Raw genomic sequence first — 20,511 nt, forward strand, 5'->3', positions numbered from 1 at the left:
TCACTCCGCGTCCGTCTCGGCGGCCGCATCGTCGGCGTCGGCCGCGTCCTCCGCGCCCTCATCGTCGCCGAGTTCCTCACCGTACTCCTCCAGCAGAATCTCGTGACCGCGCTGAGCCTCCTCGAACGTCTCCCGAAGGTCTGCCACGGGCGTCTCCGTGGCATCGACGCGAAGGTCGTTGTACGCGCGGCGGAAGTCGACGTCTTCGGTACTCTCGACCAGCAACGCCGCCGACTGGATGGGGAGGTGTTCGCGCTTGTCGCCACCCTCGGCGTGGCCCGCCTCCAGTGCGTCGACCAGTCGCTCCGCGAGCGGTGCGTCGCCGAAGGCGTCCGACTCGTAGGTGTCGGCGACGGCCTCGACGACTGCCTCGCCCGCGAGGAGGTTGCCCGCGACGGTGTAGTTCTCGCCGCTGGTGTGGCCATACCAGCCCTGACACTCCTCGCCGGAGAAGGTGAACGTGCCGTCGGCGTCGACGCCGTGGAGTTGCCGCTGTTCGGCCCCGTCGTCGGCGTTGAGCAGCGACTGGAGGGCGTCCTTGACCGAGAGGCCGTCGTCGAGGTACTGGACCCCCTTCCGGCCCAACTCGACGTTGACGAGCGACTGTGTCGCCACCGCGCCGTTTTCGGAGACGAACGGGCACAGCGTTCCGACGCCCGGCAGGCGGGTGGTGACGGCGACGCCGAAGCGGGTCTGTCGCTCGCCGTCGTCGTCGGTGTACTCCTCGCGGACGCAGATACTGAACGTCATAGGCGTCGCTGGGGTCGGTCACAGCAAAAAGGCGGGGTTCCCGGAACACGACCCGACGTTGAACCGGCGGGCATCGACTGGGCGGATCGTGTGCTCGTCGGACGAGCGTCCGACGTACAGACTTATGGGTGGAGCCGAGTTGTGGGTGTATATGGGCATCATGAGTAAGATTCTCGGCGGCGGCGGGACCCACAGCGCCGAGGACTACGTCGAGTTGGACCTCGACGACTTCGAGAACGCCCGCGGCGGTGCGGGGATGCAGGTCCACATCGCGGAGATCGCAGACCAGCGCGACGTGATCGACATCAAAGACGCCGTCTACGACGGCGACTTCGTCATCGCGGACATCACGCGCCACTCGACGACCGACCAGACCGTCGAGCGGATCATCGACGAACTCCGGCAGGTCGTCAGCGAGGTCGACGGCGACATCGTCCAGAAAGGCGACGACCAGTTGATCATCACGCCGACCGGCGTGACCGTCAGCCGCGAGAAACTCGGCGAGTAACGCTCGTCGCCGCGGCGCCGATTTTTACACACTCGACGCGACAGCGACAGTAACGGTGATGCGGCCCTGGCGTCTGTTCAGGCGTCGAACTCTGTCATCTCCGAGCGAGCGGTGTCACCACCGGACGACTCCGAGTCGTGGGCCGAGCGGTAGGCTGTCCGGTAGCGGTTGATCTTTCGGAGGAGCAACAGCGCGAACAGACCGTCGAACAGCGCGATATACACGAACGACGATGCCAGCGACGGCAGACCGACCACTGAGTTGAGCACGGCCGACCCGATGCCGACCGTGGAGTTGTACGTCGCGTGGATGAGCGACGCGATGATCAGCCCCTTCACGACGATTGGCCCGCGGTTGTCGGGGTTGAACTTCGCGAGGCCGAGGTAGTAGCCCGCGAACGCCGAGTAGATGACGTGGCCTGGCCCCGCCAGCGCGCGGGTGAACGTGATGCCGCCGCCGATACCGATGATGCCCAGTCCGAGATCCAGTTCCGTCCCGCCGATGCCGCGAGAGATGTACAGTGCGTTCTCGATGAACGCGAAGCCCAGCCCCGCCATCGCGCCGTACACCGCGCCGTCGAGCACCGAGTCGAAACTGTCGTGGGTGTACGCGTACAGCCGAACGGCGAGCAGTTTCACCGTCTCCTCGACGGGTCCCACGATGAAGAAGAAGAACAGGACCGTCCCCAGGAAGCCGAGCGCCTGGAAGTACGGCTGTGTGAGCGTGTTGAGGACGGCCGCGAAGTTCGCCGTCAACACGCCGAGTAAGAACGTCGCCCCGAGCAACCAGACGGGTTCGCTCGTCGTGATGTCCGAGCGGTAGACGTACGCCGCCAGCGCCAGCGCGGGCACGGCCGAGATGAGCGTCAACGCGCCGATAGCGGGATCGGTGACGGCCGAGAGCCCACCGATGGCGAGCAGTAACACGAGCGCGAGGCCGACGATCACCACTCGGGCCGTCCCCGAGAGCAGGCGATACAGCGCCACAGCGAGGCCGTCGAGCGACGTTCGCTCCTCCCACGTCGCCACGTCGTACAGGTCCACCGAGGAGTCCGCCGCCTCCTCGATGGGGTCCGTGCGCTCCTTCTTTGCCATCGTACCGCCAGCGACGGCGGCCTCGCCCTTGTGTCTTATCGCAGATCGGGGGGGCCGACCCAGCGTCGCTCCGGACCGGTCGGCGACGACTCGGCCACCGGGTCGCCCGCCAGCGACCGGTACGTTTGACACGACCCCCGCCCAAGCCGGCGTATGCACTTCGACCCGCGCGAACAGGCCGCGCTCCGCGAGGTCGGCCTCGACACCGAGGACCTCCAGACGGCCTCGGACCTCGTCGCAGACGCCGTCGACGAGTCGGCCGACGACCTCGCGGCGTTCTTCGAACAGGGTGGCACCTACTACTCGGATATGGACACGGCCCACAGCGACGGCGGCGTCCGCGAACACGACGTCGACCACCTGGACGTGTACACCCACGCCGCCGACCTCAGAGGCTACCTGAAGTTCGGGCGGTGGGGCGTCCCCGTCGAGGACGGCCGCGTGTTGAACGAGGAAGTCGTCGAACTCACGCTGGGCGACACCATCAACGACCGCGTCCGGTTCGCGACCGACCCCGAGGCGCTATGAGCGGCGGCGAGGGCGACGAGGGCGACGCCGACGCTCCGACGTCACACCGCGTCCGCGTGCGCGGCATCTACTCGACTGCGCTCACGCAGTCGTTGCTCGACGCGGGCCACGACGTGGTGCAGGCGAGTCCACCCATCCGTCGCCGCTTCGACGCCGACCTCCCGGCGGCCGACCACGACGCCAGCGTCGAGACGACCGAGGACCGCCAAGGCGTCGGCGTCGCGGGCGACCCTGCAGCGGTCGACGCCCTCCGCGACCACCTCCACGGTATCGGCCTCGACGCCCTCGCGTGGGACGACCCGACACCGCTGGGCGCGGTGTTCGACGGCGTCGTCTCGACGACGCTCGGGTCGGGCGCGGTCGTCGACTTGGGTGAGGCGGGCGAGGGCTTCCTCCCGTTCGACAACGCCGACGGCTACGTCGGGGAGGACGACACCCTCCGCGTGCAGGTGCTCGACCCCGCGGCGCCGTGGGAGGACGACCGGCCACTCCTCGACACGCGCGTTCGCGCGATGGCCGGCCTCGCGACGCTCGTCCCCGGACGCGAGGGCGTGCGCGTCAGTGGTGCCGACGACGCCGACGCCCGCGAACTCGCGGGGATGACCGACCTGCTCTCGGTCGACGTGCCCGACGGCTGGGGCATCGAGTGGTCGCGGGACGCCCGCGACGCGGGGATGGACGCCCTCGGCGACGCCCTCTCGCGGGCGGCCGAGTACGCGCGGACGCTCGACTCGACGCTCTCACAGTCAGAGGGTGAGCCGGGTCGTCTCGCCGCGCCGACCGCTGGCGCGTGGGTGTGGTTCGGCCGCGAGTGCCGATTCGCGCTCGACGCCGTCCGCCGGGAAGTGACGACGACGATGCCCGGCCACCACCGGACGAAAGCCGCCTCGCGGGTGGCCTCCTCCGGTGTCGACCTCGCGGAGGCGCTATGTTCGTTCGACGGAGGTGGGACCGGCGATGGCGACGACGACAACGAGATGGACTTCCCGTTCGGGGTCGTCACCGACCAGTTCGGGCCCGTCGAGGGCGACCGTATCGCCATCGGCCACGGCAAGCCCGACGGCCGCCTCATCGTCCTCGGGCGTGGCGAGGTGACCGACCGGGACAGCGACGGGTCGATCACCGTCGAGCGACAGATGAGCGCCGGCGGCACCTACGACGCCCTCGACGCGCGACGCGAGGCAGGCGACGTGGCGACGACGACGTTCCGGGAGGGGCGGTGGTGGTACCCGACCGTCTACCGCGACAGCGACGGCGACCGGAAGGGGACGTACGTGAACGTCTGCACGCCCGTCGAGGTGTTCCCGGAGACGGTCCGCTACGTCGACCTCCACGTCGACGTGGTGAAACACGGCGACGGCCGTGTCGAACGCGTCGACGACGACGAACTCGACGCCGCCGTCGAACGCGGCGAACTCAGCGAGGAACTCGCACAGAAGGCCCGGAACGTCGCGACGGCGCTCGAACGGGCGTTGTAGACGGCGGTGAGGAGTCCTGACCCCGCGCCAGCGACGGGCGTTACTCGATGTCGCGGATGACCGTCGCCGGGTTGCCGCCGACGAATGTGTCCGGCGGCACGTCACGCGTGACGACTGCACCCGCTCCGACGACCGCGCGGTCGCCAACGGTGGCGCCCGGATTGAGCACTGCCTGCCCACCGATCCACACGTCGTCACCGATGGTGATGGCCTCGGCAGACTCGCGGCCCCGTCGCGCCTCGGCGTCGGGCGGATGGGTCGCGGTGTACACGTGGACGCCCGGCCCGAGTTGACAGTAGTCGCCGAACTCAACCGGCGCGGGGTCGAGAACGACGCAGTCGAAGTTGGCGAAGAACTGGTCACCGACGGAGATGTTGTCACCGTAATCACAACGGAACGGCGGTTCGACGGTCGGGTCCTCGCCCGTCGCTCCGAACAGATCGTCGAGGAGGTCGCGTCGACGGTCGACCTCGTCGGCCGCGGTGTCGTTGTACTCGGCGGTGAGGTCGCGGGCGTGTCGTCGCCCGGCGACTAACTCGGGGTCTGCGGGGTCGTACGGATCGCCGGCTACCATTCGATCGCGTTCGCTCGGCACACCAGCGGATGCGACCCGGGGACTGAAAGAGCCCCGTGGTCGGCCTCAGAAGTGGTCGCTCGACTCCGTCGAGAACTGGAGGTCGCCACCGCGACCGCCCTCGACGGTGCTGGAGCCCATATCGCCGGTGTCGGGCACCTTCACGTGGACCTCTTCGACCTCGTCGAAGTCCATAATCAGGTCGCGTTTGATGTTCTGTGCGGTGATGTCCGAGATACCACACCCGGAGCAGGTGCCGCCGAGTTCGACGACGACGACGCCCTCCTCGGGGTCAGCCTCGCGCACGACGCTGGTGCCGCCGTGCATCTGGATGATGGGCATCTGCCCGACCATCCACGTCTCGACGCGCTCTGCGAGGTCAGTCATTACCTGTCCTTTGCTCCCACAGGCTTGAAACCTTGCGGTTCCGCGACCCGGCTGACGCTCGGAAGAAACTCCCACACGGTCGTTCGGGAGGGACTCGGCGGCGGACGGCGATCACTCGGCGTCGCCATCGCTGTCACCGTCGTCATCTGTCCGACGCCGCCTCGCCGCGAGCGCTGCACCCGTGGCGACGCCGGCGGCCCCGACTGCGAGGCCGAATCCGGGGGCGGCCGCCGCCGACTCCGTCTCGGTCGGCGTCGAAGTCGGCGTCGGCGTCTCCGTCCCGGTCAGCGTGGGGCCGGTCGTGGGCGGTGGGGTGTCCGCCGAATCACGCTCCGTCAGCGTCGCACGGTCGCCGCCGGTCCCAGGTCCGTCGGGGAACGTCCACAGGCCAGCCTGTTCGCCCGTCCGCGTGCCCATCGACGACGCGACGAAGAACTCGCCCGGCACCGCGAGGACAGCGGTCCAAAATCGGGTCGCGTCCGGCACGGCCCACCACGTCTCCTCCGTCGGGTTCGCCGGGTCGGACACGTCGTGACGTTTCACCCCGCCTTGATACCACGAGGTGTAGAGCGTGTCTTCGCGGAGGTCGAGGTTGTGTGCGGTCGTCCACGTCCCGCCGAAGGAGGGGTCCGGCGTCGGCGGCGGGTCGATACGCGACAGGTGTGCGGGACTCGCCGGGTCCGACACGTCGTACAAGTCGACGCCGCTGGGCCCGCCCGTGAGGTCGCCGTCGACGCTGACGGCCCACGTCTCCCGACCGACCGCGAGGAGGTCGCCGCTCGGCCCCAACTGCGAGTAGTGATGGTTGCCCGGCGGGACGACGCTCGCCCGCGGGTCGGGGTCACGAAGCGTGGCGGGGTCACCGGGGTCGACGTGCCCCAACGGTGTCGGATCGGCGGGGTCGGACACGTCGAGCAACACCGTCCCAGCGTCCCAGTACGCGAGGGCGGCGACGCCGTCGCGCACGGTCACGTCGTGGATTGGTCGCAGGCCCGAACTCACCTCGGCCCACGCGTCGTTGAGCGAGAACAGCGACCACCGCGACACCTCGCGTTGCTCGTCGATATCGAGGACGACGAGGGGATTTCCAACCTGTCCGTTCCCAGTTAGATAGCAGTAGCGCCCGTCGAACTCGCAGTTGTGGATCGGAAAGTCGGTCTCGTAGAACGCCACGTCGACCGGGTCGGTAGGGTCGGACACGTCGACCGTGAGGACGCCGTGTGGGAGGTCCCGGCCGCCGTGAGCGGGGGCGACGCAGACGAGGCGGTCGCCCGCGACTTTCACGTCGTTGAGCAGTGAGATGGGTCCGTCCGGGTGGTCCGAACGCAGGTCTCGCCGGGCCGCGAGGACCGTCGGATCGGTCGGGTCGGACACGTCGACGGTGGCGTAGCCATTGCCGAGTGCGAGATACGCGACCCGCCCGTCGGCGGAGACGACTGCTTCGCGGGCACCTTCGACCTGTACCGACCCGAGCGGAGCGTACTCGTCGTGTTCGTCGGCTCGAGTTCGGCGAGTGAGGGTACGGGCGCTCACGCCCACGCCGAGCGTCGCACCGGCGACTCGCAGTACGTCCCGTCGTCGCATACCAGATGGTCGTGACCGACGCGGGTATACCTAGCGGCGAGCAGGGTGCGATGAGAAGACGCCGAATCGTCGACGTGGTGTGACCGCCGAGCGAGCAGCGACCGTCGCTTACGTGGGTCGTTCGCCGGTGCCGCCGGTGATGGCGGACGCGAGCGACCCTTTGACCACCACGTCGTCACCCATGTCGGTGAGTTGGACGTCGGGAACGTTGACGAACGTCGTCTCCTCGAGTCGTTCGCGGACGGGGTCGAGAATCACCTCGGGGTTGTTGAGTGCGACCGCGCCGCCGACGCGGACGACTAACGGCGCGAACGCGTTCGCGAGGTTGGTGAAGCCGATGACGTTCCAGTCGGCGATGCGGTCGACGACGTGGTCGGCGAGGGGGTCGCTGCCGTGTGCCTCGAACACGTCGACGGCGGAGAAGTCGGGTGAGTCGACCGGCATCTCCGTGGGCTTGTCCGTCGTCTCCGCGAGGTACTGAGCGTACTCGGGGATGTTGTTCCCCGAACAGTACGCCTCCCAGTGCCCGCGGCGACCACACCCACAGCGCATCGCGCCGTCGGGGTCGACGACCATGTGCCCGACCTCGCCGGCGTTGCCGTCCCACCCCGCGAGGACGTGGCCGTCGACGCACACGCCCGCCCCGAGGCCCGAGGAGATGGTGACGTACGCCATATCGTCGGGATTACGTTCGCTGTGGAATCGCTCGCCGATGACGCCCGCGGCGGTGTCGTTGTGGAGGTAGATGCGGTCGGTGTTGAGCAGTTCTTGCAGGGGACCGACCAACGGGACGCGGCCGACGCCGGGAATGTTGGCGGGGCCGTCGATGACGCCCTCCGCCAGATCGAGCGGACCGACGGAGGCGACGCCCGCCGCCACGGCGGCATTCGGTTGGATGTCCACCGACGAACACGCCTCGCGGACCACGCTCAGCACCGCCTCGGTGATCGCGATTCCAGACTGCCGCGGGGTGCTCGTTTCCGCCCGCGCAATGATCTCGGCACGGTCGTCGCCGACGACGGCGCGGAGGTTCGTGGCTCCGAGGTCGACGCCCACGTAGTAGGCCATCGTCCGGGTGTCTTCGCGGCGGCACTTACGGATACCGTTTTCTCAGTCACTCGAAGTGACAGCTCTGCGAGTATCCGACGAACCCTCCGGACGGTGACGCGGGGAATGCGCGCCCGAGGAGTCACTCCTCGCGAATGAACGTGACCGGGCAAGGAGCCGACAGGATGATCTGCTGGGCCGTCGACCCGAACACCGCCTTCCCGGTGGGGGAGCGCTCGCGTCCGCCGACGAACACGCGGTCGGCGCCGACCCGGTCGGCCAGTTTCGCGACGGCCTCGCCAGGGTCGCCGACGACGCCCTCGACGTCGTACTCGACGCCCGCCGCTTCCAGCGCCTTCGTCGCCCGCTTCACGCTGCTGAGTCGCCGGGCCACGTCCGTCGGGGTGCCGTCGACGTCTTCCAGCGTCGCGAGGGCGTCGTCGACGTCCGACTGCGTCTCGAAGGCGTGGCCGACGACGACGCGCGCGCCGGTCTGCTCGGCCACCTCGATCGCTTCCTCGGTCATCACGTCGAGTCGGTCACCGCCGTCCCGCTTCACCGTCAACAGGATCGTGTCGATTCCCATGCCCCGTGTTGACTGTCAGCAGACAAAAAGACGGCGGGGTTTACTCGCCCCCGAATAAATCGTCTTGACGTTCGAACGGCTCGACCGACAGTCGGCGCTCGACCGCTCGCTGGAACGCGTCGCTCAGTAGTCGGGAGCGTCGTCTTCGACGGACCGCTTCATCGAGTCGCGCCGAGACTTCGCGTCGCGGCCGGTCGCATCGAGTAGGAACTGGTTCTTGGCGTCGACCGCGTCGGCGGCGGCGTCGGCGTTCCCCTCGGCGATGACCTCTTCGGCGGGTCGCTCCTCGAAGTGGACGGCGAGTTTGTCTTTCTTGCCCGAGTAGGAGGCTGCGCCGGCGACGATACGCTTGAACACCGGGTTCGTCGGTTCCTCGACGACGTACAGGTCGTGACCGTTGAACTCCTCGGTCCCGCTGACCGGGCCAAATCGCTCCTCGATTTCGGCTTTCAGGTCGGGCATCCGGTCTTCGAGGTGCTCACCGCGACGCATCTTGTACTCCTTCATGGGTCGCCGTTTGCCCGGGGAGGGTAAACACGTTTCGTCAGGCAGGCTGGCGCGTGAACCGCTGACAAAAGGGAGCCGCTGGGAGCGACGAGCGACCGGCGTTATTCGAGTTCGCGCTCTTCGATGTAGCCGCGCTTGCAGTCCGGGCAGATGTCACCCGCCCGCATCGACGACGCGCCGACCGGTTCGCGCAGGCCGCAGTCCGGGCAGACATACACCGTCTCGACGCGGTCGACCGTCGTCTGTAACTCGACTGTGGGCCGTCCCGACGACGCGGTCGACTCGGTCGCGTCGCTAGGGGCAGCATCGGCCGACGTAGCCGACTCCGTGCCGGTAGCACGCTCGTGTCCACTCGGTGTGCTCGCGGCGTCAGCGTCGGCCTCGATGAACTCGACATCCTCCTCGCTGGCGACGTCGGCGTCGACCTGCGGGCGGAGGTTGCCGTCGACGGAGACGCCGGCGTCGCTGCCGTCGTCGACTTCGGCGTCGTACCCCTCGTCGTCGCCGTCCTGTTCGGGCCAGTCGCTCGGGCCGTCGCCGTCGATGAACTCCACGTCCTCGTCGGCGGGGTCGCTCGCCACGCCTGCTTCGTCCGCGTTGGTGGCGTCGGCGACGACGTCGGTTCGCGCTTCGGTCGCGGCCGCGCTCTCGGGGTCGGGGTCGTCGTCGAGAATCTCGACGTCTTCGGCCTCCTCGTCGACCGGTGCGCGTGGTTCAGTCGGGTCGTCGCCATCGTGGTCGCCCGCGGGGGCGTCGGCGTCGGGCCAGTCGGTCTGCCCGGTCGGTTCGTCCTCCGCTTTCCGATTGGCGTCGGCGTCGGGCCACTCGCCGTGTGCGCGGCCCGTTGGCTCGCCGTCGGCCGAGTCTGTGGTCGCGCCCTCGCCGTCGATGATCTCGGCGTCCTCCTCGGCGTCGGTCGCTGCCTCGTCCGGGTCCGCAGTCGGGTGGTCGAAGTCGTCGTCGCTCGGTGCGGCCGCGTCGGTCGCCGCTTCCGCACCCTCGACGTCGGCAGCAGCCGTGTCGGGCGAAGCTCCGTCGGTGGAGTCCGCGTCCATCACCTCCGCGCCGACGTCGTCGCCGACGTCTGTGGCGTCGGTGACGGCTGGCGCTACGGTATCGGTGGCGTCGGCGGATTCGGACGTCCCGAACGGGACGTCTCCACCCTCCTCACGCTGTGCGGGGTCGCTCGACACGCCGGAGCGGTCGAGCGAGGTCACCTCCTTGTTCTCGGAGACGACGCGTGTCTCCCCGCACCGCGCACACTCTTTGACCTCTGTGATGGTCGTGATGACCTCGTCCCCCCGTTCTTCCCGGTCCGTCTCAGTCCTCGGCTCGCTGAAGTCGTGGCCGAGGAGGCACCTGAGTCCCATTGTGCGTACAGAATCGGCTTACGCCATAAAAGCGTTCGCTCGCGTCAGACGCTCGGCCTGCGCGTGGTCCGTGGTGGCAACGCCGGTACACGTAAGCCGAAGCCGACCGATCGTTCGGCTATGAGGGTGCCGCCGGAGTTCCGCGACAGAGACGAGACCGAAGTCGCGGTGCTGGACGCCCTCGTCGGGCGTGCAGAAGACGGGATGACCGTACTGGAACTGCGGTCGGGCGTCGACGCGACGATCGACGAGGTGGAGCAAGCGCTCTCGTCGCTGAAGGCTGCCGGACTCATCGACGTGCAACAGGCGGACGGGCAGGTGCTGATCTATCCCAGCGACCGGGTCGTCCCCGACCCCAGCGACCACGTCGACGACGACCCCGGACTTCTCGACGTCATCCGGGACAGACTCGGTCTGTAGGCGGAACGCGTCGGGACCGGGCCTGGTTTTCCCGGAGTATCGCCGGCCACCGCATCCGGTCAGTTTTTGCCCGGCGCGGCTCTCTTCGCTGGTATGAGTCTCGTCGCCGACGTTCACGCCGACCACGGTGCGACCTTCACCGAACGCGGCGGCCGAGAGGTCGTCGCAGACTACGGCCGCCCCGACAGCGCCGCCCGCGCCGTCCGCAACGTTGTCGGCGTCATCGAGATGGGCTACGGAATCGTCGTCGTCGAGGGCGACGACCGCGTCGAGTTCGTCGACAACGCCGTCACCAACCGCGTGCCGAGCACCGACGGCGAGGGCTGTTACGCCCTCTTGCTCGACCCACAGGGAGCCATCGAGACGGAACTGTTCGTGTACAATGCCGGCGAGCGCCTCCTCCTGTTCACGCCGCCGGACCGTGCGGAACCCCTCGTCGACGACTGGCAAGGGAAGGTATTCATCGACGACGTCGACATCCGTGATGCCAGCGCGGACTTCGGCGTGTTCGGCGTCCACGGGCCCACCTCGACCGAGAAGATTGCGTCGGTCCTCAACGGCGCAGGCTCGCCCGAACCGGGGCTAACGTTCGTCCGCGGACGGATGAACGACGTGGGCGTCACGGTCATCGCGAGCGACGGACCGACCGGCGAGGAGGGGTACGAGGTCGTCTGTGCCGCCGAAGACGCCGAGCGCGTGTTCGACACGCTGCTCACGCGCGGCCTGAACGCCGCTCCGTTCGGCTACACGACCTGGGACATCCTCACCGCCGAAGCGGGGACGCCGCTGTTCGAGTCGGAACTGGGCGGTCGCCTGCCGAACGTCGCGGGCGTCCGCTCGGCGGTCGACTTCGAGAAGGGCTGTTTCGTCGGGCAGGAGGTCGTCTCGAAGGTGGAAAACCGCGGTCGTCCGAGCAAGCGACTCACTGGTCTCCGACCCGAAACGCTGCCCGAATCAGGCGCTGCCGTGTTCGACGGCGACGCCTCCGTGGGCGAAGTGACGCGGGCGGTCGACTCGCCGACTGTCGGCGGCCCCATCGCGCTCGCGTACCTCGACTTCGACGCGGACGCGACAGACCTCGCGGTTCGGGTAGACGGCGACGAGGTCGCCGCCGAACGCGTGGAATTGCCGTTCGTCGAGGGGAGCGCGCGCTCCGGGCGGCTTCCGACGTACCCCGAGGCGACGGAGCAGACGTAAGCCGGACGGGTCGAACGGCGACGACGGGCCGGGCAGCGACCGTTGCCGTCGGCTACGAGAACAGTTTCTTCAGGTGTTCCCGGGAGAACAGCGAACTCGGTTCGTCCATGTGGACGCCGATCTCGCCCGAGAGCGCCCACAACCCCACCCGCTGGATCGGTTCGGGGAGCGAGTACGCTCGCCGGATCCAGTGACCGAGACGGATCTCCGTCTGTAACTCCTCGCGCCAGCCCTCCTCGTAGCGCGGGAGCGTGTTCGGGTCCTGCGGGTCGATGACGTCGGCGGCGACGTCGGCCGCGCGCATCCCGTAGAGGATGCCGCCGCCGGTGAACGGTTTCGTCTGTGCGGCGGAGTCGCCGAGCAGGAATCCCCGCGTCGCAGTCGTCCGCTCGGGCGGACCGATAGGGATCGCACCCGAGCAGAACCGATCCGTCTCCACGTCGTACTCATCGGTGAGTCGAGCGAACAACTCGTTCACCTCGTGGCCCGGCGGCGCGGCGAGGCCGTACTCGACGCCCGCATCGCCGCGAGGGATGCGCCACGCGAAGAAGCGCGGCGCGGTGAGGTGGACGTCGACGTAGTCACCGTGGTCGGGAGTGTCGTCGAACGCGAGGACGCCGTGGAGTTTCTCACCGGGTTCGGGGAGGTCGAGTTGGCGTCGGACCCGCGAGACGGGGCCGTCCGCACCGGCGACCATCCGTCCCTCGAACGTCCGTTCCTCACCGTCGACGCTCGCGGTCACCTCGACGTAGCCGGGGCGCTCCTCGACCGACGTGACGGTGTGTCCCTCGCGCACGTCCGCCCCGGCATCGCGGGCGGCGTCGGCGAGCGTCCGGTCGAGTTCGACGCGGTCGATGACGTTCGATATCTCCTCGCGCTTGTAGAAGCGACGCGACGGCGAGTCCGGACCCCCGACGTGGAAGTCCGCGCCGTACACGCGGTTCTGGAGCAGTCGCTCCTTGGCGTCGCCGGGGACGTACTCCCAGACGTCGGTCGAGACGTGCCCGGAGCAGGCCAACGGCTCCCCGACCGTCCCCTTCTCCAACGCGAGCACGTCGTAGTGGGCCTCGGCGGCCCGGCGAGCGAAGCGTGCGCCCGCCGGACCGACGCCGACCACGACGAAGTCGTACATACACCACGCTTCGTGTGGACGGAGATATATCTCGTGGGTCGTGCTCGTGGGCTGTCAGGCGGTCTGCTCGCTTCCACACGCGCGACGGGCGACCGCACGCTCACGGCTCACACCGTTCGCATCGAGGCCTCCCTGCGGTCGACCTCACACCCGCAGACCGTCGCGCGGCAACTCGTTACGTCACGGGGACGCTGGCCTCGTCATCGGGGATGAACCCTCGGGTGCGGCGACGCTACGGCAGGACTGCCAGCCCACGAGCAGTCTGGTCGTCGACACGGTCTGGCCACGCAACGGCGACCTCCGACCACGAGTCACCGGCGTCCATCGTTCGATACAGCCCACGATTCGACAGTGCGTAGAACTCTCTGGCGTTCCCGGCCGCGAGTACCGGCCGGGTGACGCCCTCTCCAAGCGGGAGTCCGTTGCCGTCGAGTCGTTCCCAGTCCTCGTCGCCGTCCCGCCGGTACACGTACGTCTCCGCACGCTCCGCGGTGTGTGCCTCGAACGCGCCCCGTGCCGCCGAGACGAGGACGCAGTCAGGGTCATCCTCGTCGACGGCGACGCTCCAGCAGTACGTCCGGTCCAGCCCCGACTGCGGATGGCTCCACGTCTCGCCGCCGTCGCGCGTCTCCGCGAAACCGTCGCCCGCGGCGCACCACGCCCGGCCGGGTGCGTCGGGATGGGTCACCATCGAGTGTGTGTCGCGCCGAGAGTCGGGAACGCGGTCTTCCCACGTCTCGCCGCGGTCGTGGGTGGTGACGAGCGCTCCGGCCTCGACGGCGACGTACCAGTGGTCGGGGTCGGAAGGGTCGGGTTCGATCCACCGCGCGTGGTGAGTGTGCGGGCGCGGCGGAAACGCCCACTCGTCGCTGGAGGGCAGGTCGACGAGGCCGTCGAGATGCGTCCACGTCTCGCCGCCGTCGGTCGAGCGGTAGACCCGCGAGGGTTCGGTGCCGACCCACACCTCCGCCGGGTCGTGCGGCGAGACGGCCGCTGACATTACGGCGTCTTGGTCGATGGCGTCCGCGCCGACCCGGTCGAACGAGTCGCCGCCGTCGGTCGAGCGCCACAGCCCCGACTCGAACGTCCCGACGAATACGCGGGCGGGTGTGTCGGGGTGGACGGCGACGCACTCGATCGAACGGCCGTCGAGCGATTCGGTGGTGGTAGCGGACTCGTCGTCGGGGTCGACGACGAGGAGGTGATCACGCATCGCGGCGTACACGGTGGTCATACCTCGTCGTTCGCGTCGAACTGTCAAAAATCGGGCGCGTGGATGCGGTACAGTCGGCCGGGCCGGTCAGTCGTCGGTCGCCGGGACTTCGACCGCGTCGCCCTCACCGTCGTCATCGCCGTCGTCGCTCGACCCCTCCAGTTCGGGCAGACGACGGTCGCTACGGGGTCCCTCGACGTCCACTTTCGGGAGATAATCGCGGAGGTAGCGACCCGTGTGGGAGTCGTCGACCCGTGCTACTTCCTCGGGTGATCCCTCGGCGACGACTTCGCCGCCGCCCTCGCCGCCCTCGGGACCGAGGTCAACGATGTGGTCGGCGTTCTTCACCAAGTCGAGTTCGTGTTCGATGACGACGACCGTGTTCCCCTTGTCGGTGAGACGGTGGAGCACGTCGATGAGTTTCCGCTCGTCGGCCTTGTGGAGGCCCGTCGTCGGTTCATCGAGGAGGTACAGCGTGTCGCCTGCGTCCTTCTTCCCGAGTTCCTCGGCGAGTTTCACGCGCTGGGCCTCCCCGCCCGACAGCGTCGTCGACGGCTGACCCAGTTGCATGTAGTCGAGGCCGACATCTTTCAGGAGACCGAGGCGACGTTCCAGCCCCGAGTGGGACTCGAAGAAGTCGTACGCCTCGCCGACGCTCATGTCGAGGACGTCCGCGATGGTCTTGCCCTTGTACGTCACGTCGAGCGTCTCGTCGTTGTAGCGGGCGCCGTCACACTCCTCGCAGGGGACGTGGACGTCCGACAGGAAGTTCATCTCGATCTTGACGGTGCCTTGCCCGCCGCACTCCTCACAGCGGCCGCCCTTCACGTTGAACGAGAAGCGACCCTTGTCGTAGCCGCGCTGGTTGGCGAGTTTCGTCTCCGCGAACAGTTCGCGGATGTAGTCGAAGACGTCGGTGTAGGTGGCGGGGTTCGACCGGGGCGTGCGACCGATGGGTGACTGGTCGATGAGGCGGACGCCCTCGATGTTCTCCATCCCGGTGATGCGGTCGTGCTCGCCGGGGTCGACCTCGGTGTTGTCGTTCATCTCGCGGGCGAGGCCCTTGTAGAGCACGTCGTGCATCAGCGTCGACTTGCCCGACCCCGAGACGCCGGTGATGGCGGTGAACTGTCCGACGGGAATATTCACGTCGACGTCTTTGAGATTGTGCTGTCGCGCGCCCTCGATGGTGAGTGCGGCGTCGCTTCCGCGGCGCGTCTCGGGGACTGCGACCACCTCACGGCCGGCGAGGAAGTCGCCCGTGACCGACTCCTCGGTGGCGATGATGTCGTCGTAGTCGCCCTGCGCGACGACCTCGCCGCCGAGTTTGCCCGGTCCGGGCCCCATATCGATGACGTTGTCCGCGCGGCGCATCGTCGCCTCGTCGTGTTCGACGACGAGAAGCGTGTTACCGAGGTCACGAAGCCCCTCCAGCGTGTCGAGGAGGCGGTCGTTGTCGCGTTGGTGGAGGCCGATACTCGGCTCGTCGAGGACGTACAACACCCCAACCAACCCGGAGCCGACCTGCGTCGCCAGGCGGATTCGCTGGCTCTCGCCGCCCGAGAGCGTGGACGCCTCGCGGTCAAGGGTGAGGTACTCCAGGCCAACCTCCTCCATGAAGCCGAGACGCGCGCGAATCTCCTTGAGAATCTCCTCGGCGATGGTCCGCTCTCGCTCGGTGAGCGTCTCCTCCATCCCCTCGAAGTGGGCGAGGGCGTCGCCGATCGACAGCTGATTGACTTCGGTGATGGCGGTGCCGTCGACGTACACCGACCGCGACTGCGGTTTCAGGCGCGTCCCCTCACACGCGGGGCAGGTGGTGACGGCCATGAACTCCTCGATGTGTTCGCGCGTGCGGTCGGAGTCCGTCTCGACGTGGCGGCGTTCGAGGTTCGGGATGACGCCCTCGAACCGCTGGGTCTTGCGGCGGACACCGTTTCGCGTCTGCTGTTCGAACTCCACCTGTCGGTCGGTGCCGTAGAGGAACTGCCGTCGCTCGGACTCGGACAACTCCTCGAACGGCGTCTCGACGTCAACGCCGAAGTGCTCGGCGACGTTGTCGAGGCGTGTGCGGTAGTACGAGCGGTTGTAACTCCACGGCTCGAACACGTGTTTGATCGGCTTCGACGGGTCCGTGACGACCAGGTCTTCGTCGACCTCCTTCGTCGACCCGATGCCCTCACACTCGGGACAGGCGCCGTGCGGGGAGTTGAACGAGAACGACCGCGTCTCTATCTCCGAGAAGTCGATGCCGCAGTGGTTGCACGCAAGATCCTCGGAGAACTCGACGACGAGGCGGTCGTCGCCCTCGCCGGCGAGGTCGCCGGTCGAGCGCGAACGGTTGCCGCCCAAGTCGGTGTCGGCGGGCGGGTCGGGGAGGATGACCTTCAGGACGCCGCTGGCCTCCTCGAGCGCTGTCTCCACGGAGTCGGTGATGCGCGAGCGGTCCTCCTCGCGCACCTTCACGCGGTCGACGATGACGTCGACGGTGTGGTCGTAGTTCTCGTCCAGATCCGGCCGGTCAAGCGAGAGGTCGTACTGCTCGCCGTCGACCTCGACGCGCGAGTAGCCGTCGGCGACCAGTTCGTCGAACAGGTCCTCGAACGCGCCCTTCTGGTCGCGGACGACGGGCGCGGCGATCATCGCGCGGGTGCCTTCGGGCAACTCGAACACGCGTCGGACCATCTGTTGGGCCGACTGCTCGCCCACCTCGCGGCCGCACTCGGGACAGTGCGGGTGGCCGACGCGGGCGTACAGCAGGCGCAAGTAGTCGTGCAGTTCCGTGACCGTCCCCACGGTCGAGCGGGGGTTGTTGGCGGCGTTCTTCTGGTCGATGGAGATGGCTGGCGAGAGCCCTTCGACGCTCTCGACTTGCGGCTTGTCCATCTGCCCGAGGAAGTTGCGGGCGTACGCCGACAGCGACTCGATGTAGCGACGCTGCCCCTCGGCGTAGACGGTGTCGAACGCCAGCGACGACTTGCCCGACCCCGACAGGCCGGTGACGACGTTGAACTGCTCTCGAGGAATCTCCACGTCGAGGTCCTTGAGGTTGTTCTCCTCGGCGCCGCGGACCTCGATGAACTCCTTGGGCACTACGCGTCACCTCCCGTTCGGGGGGCGGTTCGGTGACGCACGGCTCCTGTACTCATTACGAATCGCCTGGGGTCGGAGCCACTTAACGGGCGCGTCATCGGCGCTCCCCCACGAGCCCTCAAATACGATGCCGCGGCCAACGCCCCCGTGACCTGAACGACGCCGTCGACGGGACGCGGGTGTGCGATCCGCCGTCGACGACGCGGGGAGCGACTGCTCCGAGCTTGGATCGCCTGTCAGCCCACCACGCCACGGACGAGTCCGCCGACCGCGCCGCCGACCACCGCGACGGCGACCGCGACGCCGAGCGGTGCCGGCATCGCCGACGCTGTCGCGGTTGCAGCGGGTCCCGCGAGCACCAGTCCGAAAGCCATCACCGCGAGCGTCAACACGCCGAACACGACGCCGACGAGGACACCGCGCCCCAGCGACCGCTGTGGGAGCGCCACCAGCGCCGCACCCGCAATGAGTCCGACCCAATGCACGGACGCGAGGCCGAGACCCGCGATCACGGCCAGCGCTGTCGCCGCCCACCGCGACCGCCTGTCGACACCCGTCATTCGCCGTCACCTCCGGCGAACCGCACGGTAAACTCGCCGCGCATCCCCCGGTTCATCGGCTTGAACTCGCCGTTCGCCCAGCGGCGCAACTGGTCGTCGTACGACTCGGCGTACGCGTTGCCGTCGTTGCCGCCGGGGAGGATGCACTGCGAGGGCGTGTCGTTCTGCGGGCACACCTGCCGCCAACTGCTCCCCGCGCCGGACTCGACACGGAAGTTGAACAGCGTCGCCGCCGACCCGTCGGTCGGATACCGCGGGTAGTTGAGGAACGACTGGTCGAACGGGTGGTCGATCCGCGTCCGATTGTAGTCGCCGTACGTCTCCCAGCCCTCGCTGTCGACGCGGGCGAGTGCCTTCTCGAAGGCGTCGGCGGCTGCCACCGCCCGCGACCCGTCGAACCACTCGTCGCCGAGCGTCGCGAGTACCCACTGGGTCGGCGCGTACGCGGCGGCGTCGCGGCGGTCGTCCAACTCACCGAGGGCGTCGGCGACGAACCGGCCCTCGTAGGCGTCGAGGAAGTGGACGAACAGCAGCGGCGCACGGGCGTCCCGCACCGCCTCGCCGTCCCAGTCGAGGACACGATCGAGTTCGGTGCGAGCGTCACCCGACAGTTCGCTGCGGGCTTCCTCCAAGACTGGTCGGAAGTGTTCGAGGCGCACGTCGCGCACGTCTCGCTGGAGGTCACGGAGGTCGGCCGCGGTCACGTCGCCGCGGTCGACGAGTGCGTCGAGACGGTCCCACAGCCGGATGCCGCGGAACGGCTCGCTGTAGTCCTCTGCGAGGTAGTACGGGTACTGCTCGTCGTCGACGATCCGTTGGTTCGCCGTCCCAACGTAGTCGGGGTCGTCAACGTGCGGCATCTCCTCGAAGGGGATGAACCCCTCCCACGACGACTCGCCGTACGGCGTGTAGCCGGCCCACTCGCCCTCACGGGCAGACCCATCGAACACCCGGTCGCCACGGACGGCCTCGCCGTCCGTGCGTCGAATCGGCACCTTCCCGGTGACGCGGTAGCGAACCTCGCCGTCGCGGTCGGCGTAGACGAAACACTGCGTCGGTTCGTCGAACCGCTCCAGCGCCGCATCTGCGTCGTCGGCCCCACGCGAACGGTTCAAGTCGAGAATGGCGTTCGTCGTCCCCGTCGCCGACAGGCCCGTCCACGCGACGCCGAGTTCCGAGCGGAACGAGTCGCCACCGGAGTTCGCGTCGAGAACCGCACCGTGCGCGGACTTCTTTACCTCGACCTCGCGGTCGGGCGCGCCCGCGACATCGATGGTCTGTGTCTCCACCTCGAACGAGCGCCAGCGGTCGCCGTAGCGGTACTCCGAGCCGTCGTTGCGCGTCTCGTACTCGTAGAAGTCGATGACGTCGCAACCGGCGTTCGTGAAGCCCCACGCGCCGCGGTCGTTCTCGCCGATGACGACGAACGGAACGCCCGGGAACGTCACGCCGCGCACCTGATAGTCGGGGTGGCGAAGCACCTGTTCGTACCACACCGGCGGCGCCATCAGCGATAGGTGCGGGTCGTTCGCCATCACGGGGTCGCCGCTCGCGGTGTGGTCGCCGGAGACGGCCCACGAGTTCGATCCGGCCCACTCGGGCGGTTCGACGCCCGAGAGCCATCGGTCGAGCGCCGGGTCGGTCGCTACCGACGCCGAACTCCCGTCGTCGCCGCTCTGGCGGGGCGGGCGGGCGGCCGACCCGTCGGGCACCGGCCAGTCGTCGGTCGCGCCGTCGTGACCCAAGATGGCGGCGTCGTGACCGAGGCGGTTCGGGAGAATGGTCTCGGCCGCGTCCGCGCCCAGTTCTGCGCGGAGCGTCTCCTTCCGGAGCGTACGGAAACTGCCGGTGAGCCCCCAGGATATCTGTTTCTCCGCGAGCATCACGTCGGCGGGCGTCCACGGGTCGGGGTCGTAGTCGAGAAGTTCGAACTCCAGCGGGCGAGGCAGATCGGCCCGTGCCCGGTTCACGCCCTCACAGTACGCCTTGACGAGGGGACCAGCCTCGGTGTCTCGCACCTGTTCCCACGTTGCGTCGGCCGCGGCCGCGAAGTCCATCTTCGTGTGGAAGCGGTCGGACGCGAGCGTCGCCTCACCCACGACCTCCGAGAGTTCTCCACGCATCACTCGTCGCTGGAGGTCCATCTGGAACAGTCGGTCTGCGCCCTGCGCGTAGCCGACCGCGAACGACAGTGCTTCCTCGTCGTCCGCTTCGATTCGAGGGACTGCCTCGTCGTCGTATCGGAGCGCCGCCTCGCCGTGGTCGCTGGTCACTCGCTGGGGTGGATCGTCGTCTGCCGCACGCCACGCGCCGCCCGACAGCGGGGCGAACGCAGAGAGGTAGCCGCGAACCGGTGCGAGGAAGCCGCCAGCGGCCGCGCCCCCGGCCACGGCCGCGAGCAGTCCTCGCCGTGTGAAATCGCCTGAACGTTCGGTCACACGAACGGACTGGACCGTGATGTCATAAGCCTACAGATGCGGAAA

The 20,511-nt window shown here is 68.5% G+C and carries 19 protein-coding genes; 5 read left to right on the forward strand and 14 right to left on the reverse strand.

All coding sequences use genetic code 11. The annotated features are described in order from the left end of the window. The gene (locus P0D77_RS14715; RefSeq protein ID WP_277553862.1) at positions 1 to 750 is read right to left on the reverse strand and encodes a DUF1028 domain-containing protein; all 750 of its coding nucleotides are present in this window, start codon (positions 748 to 750) and stop codon (positions 1 to 3) included. Positions 751 to 901: 151 nt separating this feature from the next. On the opposite strand from P0D77_RS14715, the gene P0D77_RS14720 reads away from it, so the two are divergent. Next, positions 902 to 1,258 (forward strand): cell division protein SepF, encoded by a 357-nt coding sequence (locus P0D77_RS14720; RefSeq protein ID WP_277553863.1) that lies wholly within the window; start codon positions 902 to 904, stop codon positions 1,256 to 1,258. A gap of 77 nt (positions 1,259 to 1,335) precedes the next feature. Here P0D77_RS14720 and P0D77_RS14725 read toward each other — a convergent pair whose 3' ends face one another. Beyond that, the gene (locus P0D77_RS14725) at positions 1,336 to 2,352 is read right to left on the reverse strand and encodes a PrsW family intramembrane metalloprotease (protein WP_277553864.1); all 1,017 of its coding nucleotides are present in this window, start codon (positions 2,350 to 2,352) and stop codon (positions 1,336 to 1,338) included. Positions 2,353 to 2,505: 153 nt separating this feature from the next. Here P0D77_RS14725 and P0D77_RS14730 point away from each other — a divergent pair, with 153 nt between their 5' ends. Both P0D77_RS14730 and P0D77_RS14735 read left to right on the forward strand, forming a co-directional pair. Beyond that, complete coding sequence (locus P0D77_RS14730) at positions 2,506 to 2,880, forward strand: DUF7532 family protein (protein WP_277553865.1); 375 nt, start codon at positions 2,506 to 2,508, stop codon at positions 2,878 to 2,880. Then, positions 2,877 to 4,358, forward strand: a complete 1,482-nt coding sequence (locus tag P0D77_RS14735; RefSeq protein WP_277553866.1) for a ribonuclease FAU-1 family protein — start codon at positions 2,877 to 2,879, stop codon at positions 4,356 to 4,358. The genes P0D77_RS14730 and P0D77_RS14735 overlap by 4 nt, the downstream gene beginning before the upstream one ends. Positions 4,359 to 4,398: 40 nt before the next feature. On the opposite strand, the gene P0D77_RS14740 is transcribed toward P0D77_RS14735, so the two are convergent. The 7 genes from P0D77_RS14740 to P0D77_RS14770 form a co-directional block, all read right to left on the reverse strand. Continuing rightward, positions 4,399 to 4,953, reverse strand: a complete 555-nt coding sequence (locus tag P0D77_RS14740; protein ID WP_277553867.1) for a sugar O-acetyltransferase — start codon at positions 4,951 to 4,953, stop codon at positions 4,399 to 4,401. 45 nt (positions 4,954 to 4,998) lie between these two features. Next, positions 4,999 to 5,319, reverse strand: a complete 321-nt coding sequence (locus tag P0D77_RS14745) for a NifU family protein (RefSeq protein ID WP_277553868.1) — start codon at positions 5,317 to 5,319, stop codon at positions 4,999 to 5,001. A 111-nt stretch (positions 5,320 to 5,430) separates the two neighbouring features. Beyond that, positions 5,431 to 6,903, reverse strand: a complete 1,473-nt coding sequence (locus tag P0D77_RS14750; protein ID WP_277553869.1) for an LVIVD repeat-containing protein — start codon at positions 6,901 to 6,903, stop codon at positions 5,431 to 5,433. Positions 6,904 to 7,011: 108 nt separating this feature from the next. Continuing rightward, positions 7,012 to 7,971: an ROK family protein gene (locus tag P0D77_RS14755; protein ID WP_277553870.1), complete on the reverse strand. Its 960-nt coding sequence runs from the start codon at positions 7,969 to 7,971 to the stop codon at positions 7,012 to 7,014. A gap of 121 nt (positions 7,972 to 8,092) precedes the next feature. Continuing rightward, a complete protein-coding gene (locus P0D77_RS14760) occupies positions 8,093 to 8,536 on the reverse strand; it encodes a universal stress protein (protein WP_277553871.1) in 444 nt (147 codons plus the stop codon). A 123-nt stretch (positions 8,537 to 8,659) separates the two neighbouring features. After that, the gene (locus P0D77_RS14765; protein WP_277553872.1) at positions 8,660 to 9,043 is read right to left on the reverse strand and encodes a DUF5611 family protein; all 384 of its coding nucleotides are present in this window, start codon (positions 9,041 to 9,043) and stop codon (positions 8,660 to 8,662) included. Between the two features lie 101 nt (positions 9,044 to 9,144). Further along, a complete protein-coding gene (locus P0D77_RS14770) occupies positions 9,145 to 10,413 on the reverse strand; it encodes a DUF7093 family protein (protein ID WP_277553873.1) in 1,269 nt (422 codons plus the stop codon). Between the two features lie 120 nt (positions 10,414 to 10,533). Between P0D77_RS14770 and P0D77_RS14775 the strand changes: the two genes are divergently transcribed. Both P0D77_RS14775 and ygfZ read left to right on the forward strand, forming a co-directional pair. Further along, on the forward strand, positions 10,534 to 10,833 hold the full coding sequence (locus P0D77_RS14775; protein WP_277553874.1) for a DUF6432 family protein: 300 nt from the start codon (positions 10,534 to 10,536) through the stop codon (positions 10,831 to 10,833). Positions 10,834 to 10,926: 93 nt separating this feature from the next. Then, positions 10,927 to 12,030, forward strand: a complete 1,104-nt coding sequence (ygfZ, locus tag P0D77_RS14780) for a CAF17-like 4Fe-4S cluster assembly/insertion protein YgfZ (RefSeq protein ID WP_277553875.1) — start codon at positions 10,927 to 10,929, stop codon at positions 12,028 to 12,030. 52 nt (positions 12,031 to 12,082) lie between these two features. Here the strand turns inward: ygfZ and P0D77_RS14785 are convergent, their stop codons facing one another. The 5 genes from P0D77_RS14785 to P0D77_RS14805 form a co-directional block, all read right to left on the reverse strand. Next, positions 12,083 to 13,162, reverse strand: a complete 1,080-nt coding sequence (locus P0D77_RS14785; RefSeq protein WP_277553876.1) for a geranylgeranyl reductase family protein — start codon at positions 13,160 to 13,162, stop codon at positions 12,083 to 12,085. Positions 13,163 to 13,394: 232 nt separating this feature from the next. Beyond that, positions 13,395 to 14,396 carry a WD40/YVTN/BNR-like repeat-containing protein gene (locus P0D77_RS14790; protein WP_277553877.1) on the reverse strand — a complete coding sequence of 334 codons (1,002 nt, stop codon included), beginning with the start codon at positions 14,394 to 14,396 and terminating at the stop codon, positions 13,395 to 13,397. Positions 14,397 to 14,462: 66 nt separating this feature from the next. Further along, a complete protein-coding gene (gene uvrA, locus P0D77_RS14795) occupies positions 14,463 to 17,468 on the reverse strand; it encodes an excinuclease ABC subunit UvrA (protein ID WP_277553878.1) in 3,006 nt (1,001 codons plus the stop codon). Positions 17,469 to 17,704: 236 nt separating this feature from the next. Beyond that, positions 17,705 to 18,028: a hypothetical protein gene (locus P0D77_RS14800; RefSeq protein ID WP_277553880.1), complete on the reverse strand. Its 324-nt coding sequence runs from the start codon at positions 18,026 to 18,028 to the stop codon at positions 17,705 to 17,707. Then, the gene (locus P0D77_RS14805) at positions 18,025 to 20,466 is read right to left on the reverse strand and encodes a penicillin acylase family protein (protein WP_277553881.1); all 2,442 of its coding nucleotides are present in this window, start codon (positions 20,464 to 20,466) and stop codon (positions 18,025 to 18,027) included. Before P0D77_RS14805 ends, P0D77_RS14800 begins: the two co-directional genes overlap by 4 nt. Positions 20,467 to 20,511 lie beyond the last annotated feature (45 nt).

Source organism: Halobaculum limi (genome assembly GCF_029490015.1).
Classification (GTDB): Archaea; Halobacteriota; Halobacteria; order Halobacteriales; family Haloferacaceae; genus Halobaculum; species Halobaculum limi.

Excerpts from the sequence above, each read along its gene's own strand:
- P0D77_RS14715 (WP_277553862.1), bottom strand. The coding sequence starts at position 750 with ATGACGTTCAGTATCTGCGTCCGCGAGGAGTACACCGACGACGACGGC.
- P0D77_RS14720 (WP_277553863.1), top strand. The coding sequence starts at position 902 with ATGGGCATCATGAGTAAGATTCTCGGCGGCGGCGGGACCCACAGCGCC.
- P0D77_RS14725 (WP_277553864.1), bottom strand. The coding sequence starts at position 2,352 with ATGGCAAAGAAGGAGCGCACGGACCCCATCGAGGAGGCGGCGGACTCC.
- P0D77_RS14730 (WP_277553865.1), top strand. The coding sequence starts at position 2,506 with ATGCACTTCGACCCGCGCGAACAGGCCGCGCTCCGCGAGGTCGGCCTC.
- P0D77_RS14735 (WP_277553866.1), top strand. The coding sequence starts at position 2,877 with ATGAGCGGCGGCGAGGGCGACGAGGGCGACGCCGACGCTCCGACGTCA.
- P0D77_RS14745 (WP_277553868.1), bottom strand. The coding sequence starts at position 5,319 with ATGACTGACCTCGCAGAGCGCGTCGAGACGTGGATGGTCGGGCAGATG.
- P0D77_RS14750 (WP_277553869.1), bottom strand. The coding sequence starts at position 6,903 with ATGCGACGACGGGACGTACTGCGAGTCGCCGGTGCGACGCTCGGCGTG.
- P0D77_RS14755 (WP_277553870.1), bottom strand. The coding sequence starts at position 7,971 with ATGGCCTACTACGTGGGCGTCGACCTCGGAGCCACGAACCTCCGCGCC.
- P0D77_RS14760 (WP_277553871.1), bottom strand. The coding sequence starts at position 8,536 with ATGGGAATCGACACGATCCTGTTGACGGTGAAGCGGGACGGCGGTGAC.
- P0D77_RS14765 (WP_277553872.1), bottom strand. The coding sequence starts at position 9,043 with ATGAAGGAGTACAAGATGCGTCGCGGTGAGCACCTCGAAGACCGGATG.
- P0D77_RS14770 (WP_277553873.1), bottom strand. The coding sequence starts at position 10,413 with ATGGGACTCAGGTGCCTCCTCGGCCACGACTTCAGCGAGCCGAGGACT.
- P0D77_RS14775 (WP_277553874.1), top strand. The coding sequence starts at position 10,534 with ATGAGGGTGCCGCCGGAGTTCCGCGACAGAGACGAGACCGAAGTCGCG.
- ygfZ (WP_277553875.1), top strand. The coding sequence starts at position 10,927 with ATGAGTCTCGTCGCCGACGTTCACGCCGACCACGGTGCGACCTTCACC.
- P0D77_RS14785 (WP_277553876.1), bottom strand. The coding sequence starts at position 13,162 with ATGTACGACTTCGTCGTGGTCGGCGTCGGTCCGGCGGGCGCACGCTTC.
- P0D77_RS14790 (WP_277553877.1), bottom strand. The coding sequence starts at position 14,396 with ATGACCACCGTGTACGCCGCGATGCGTGATCACCTCCTCGTCGTCGAC.
- P0D77_RS14800 (WP_277553880.1), bottom strand. The coding sequence starts at position 18,028 with ATGACGGGTGTCGACAGGCGGTCGCGGTGGGCGGCGACAGCGCTGGCC.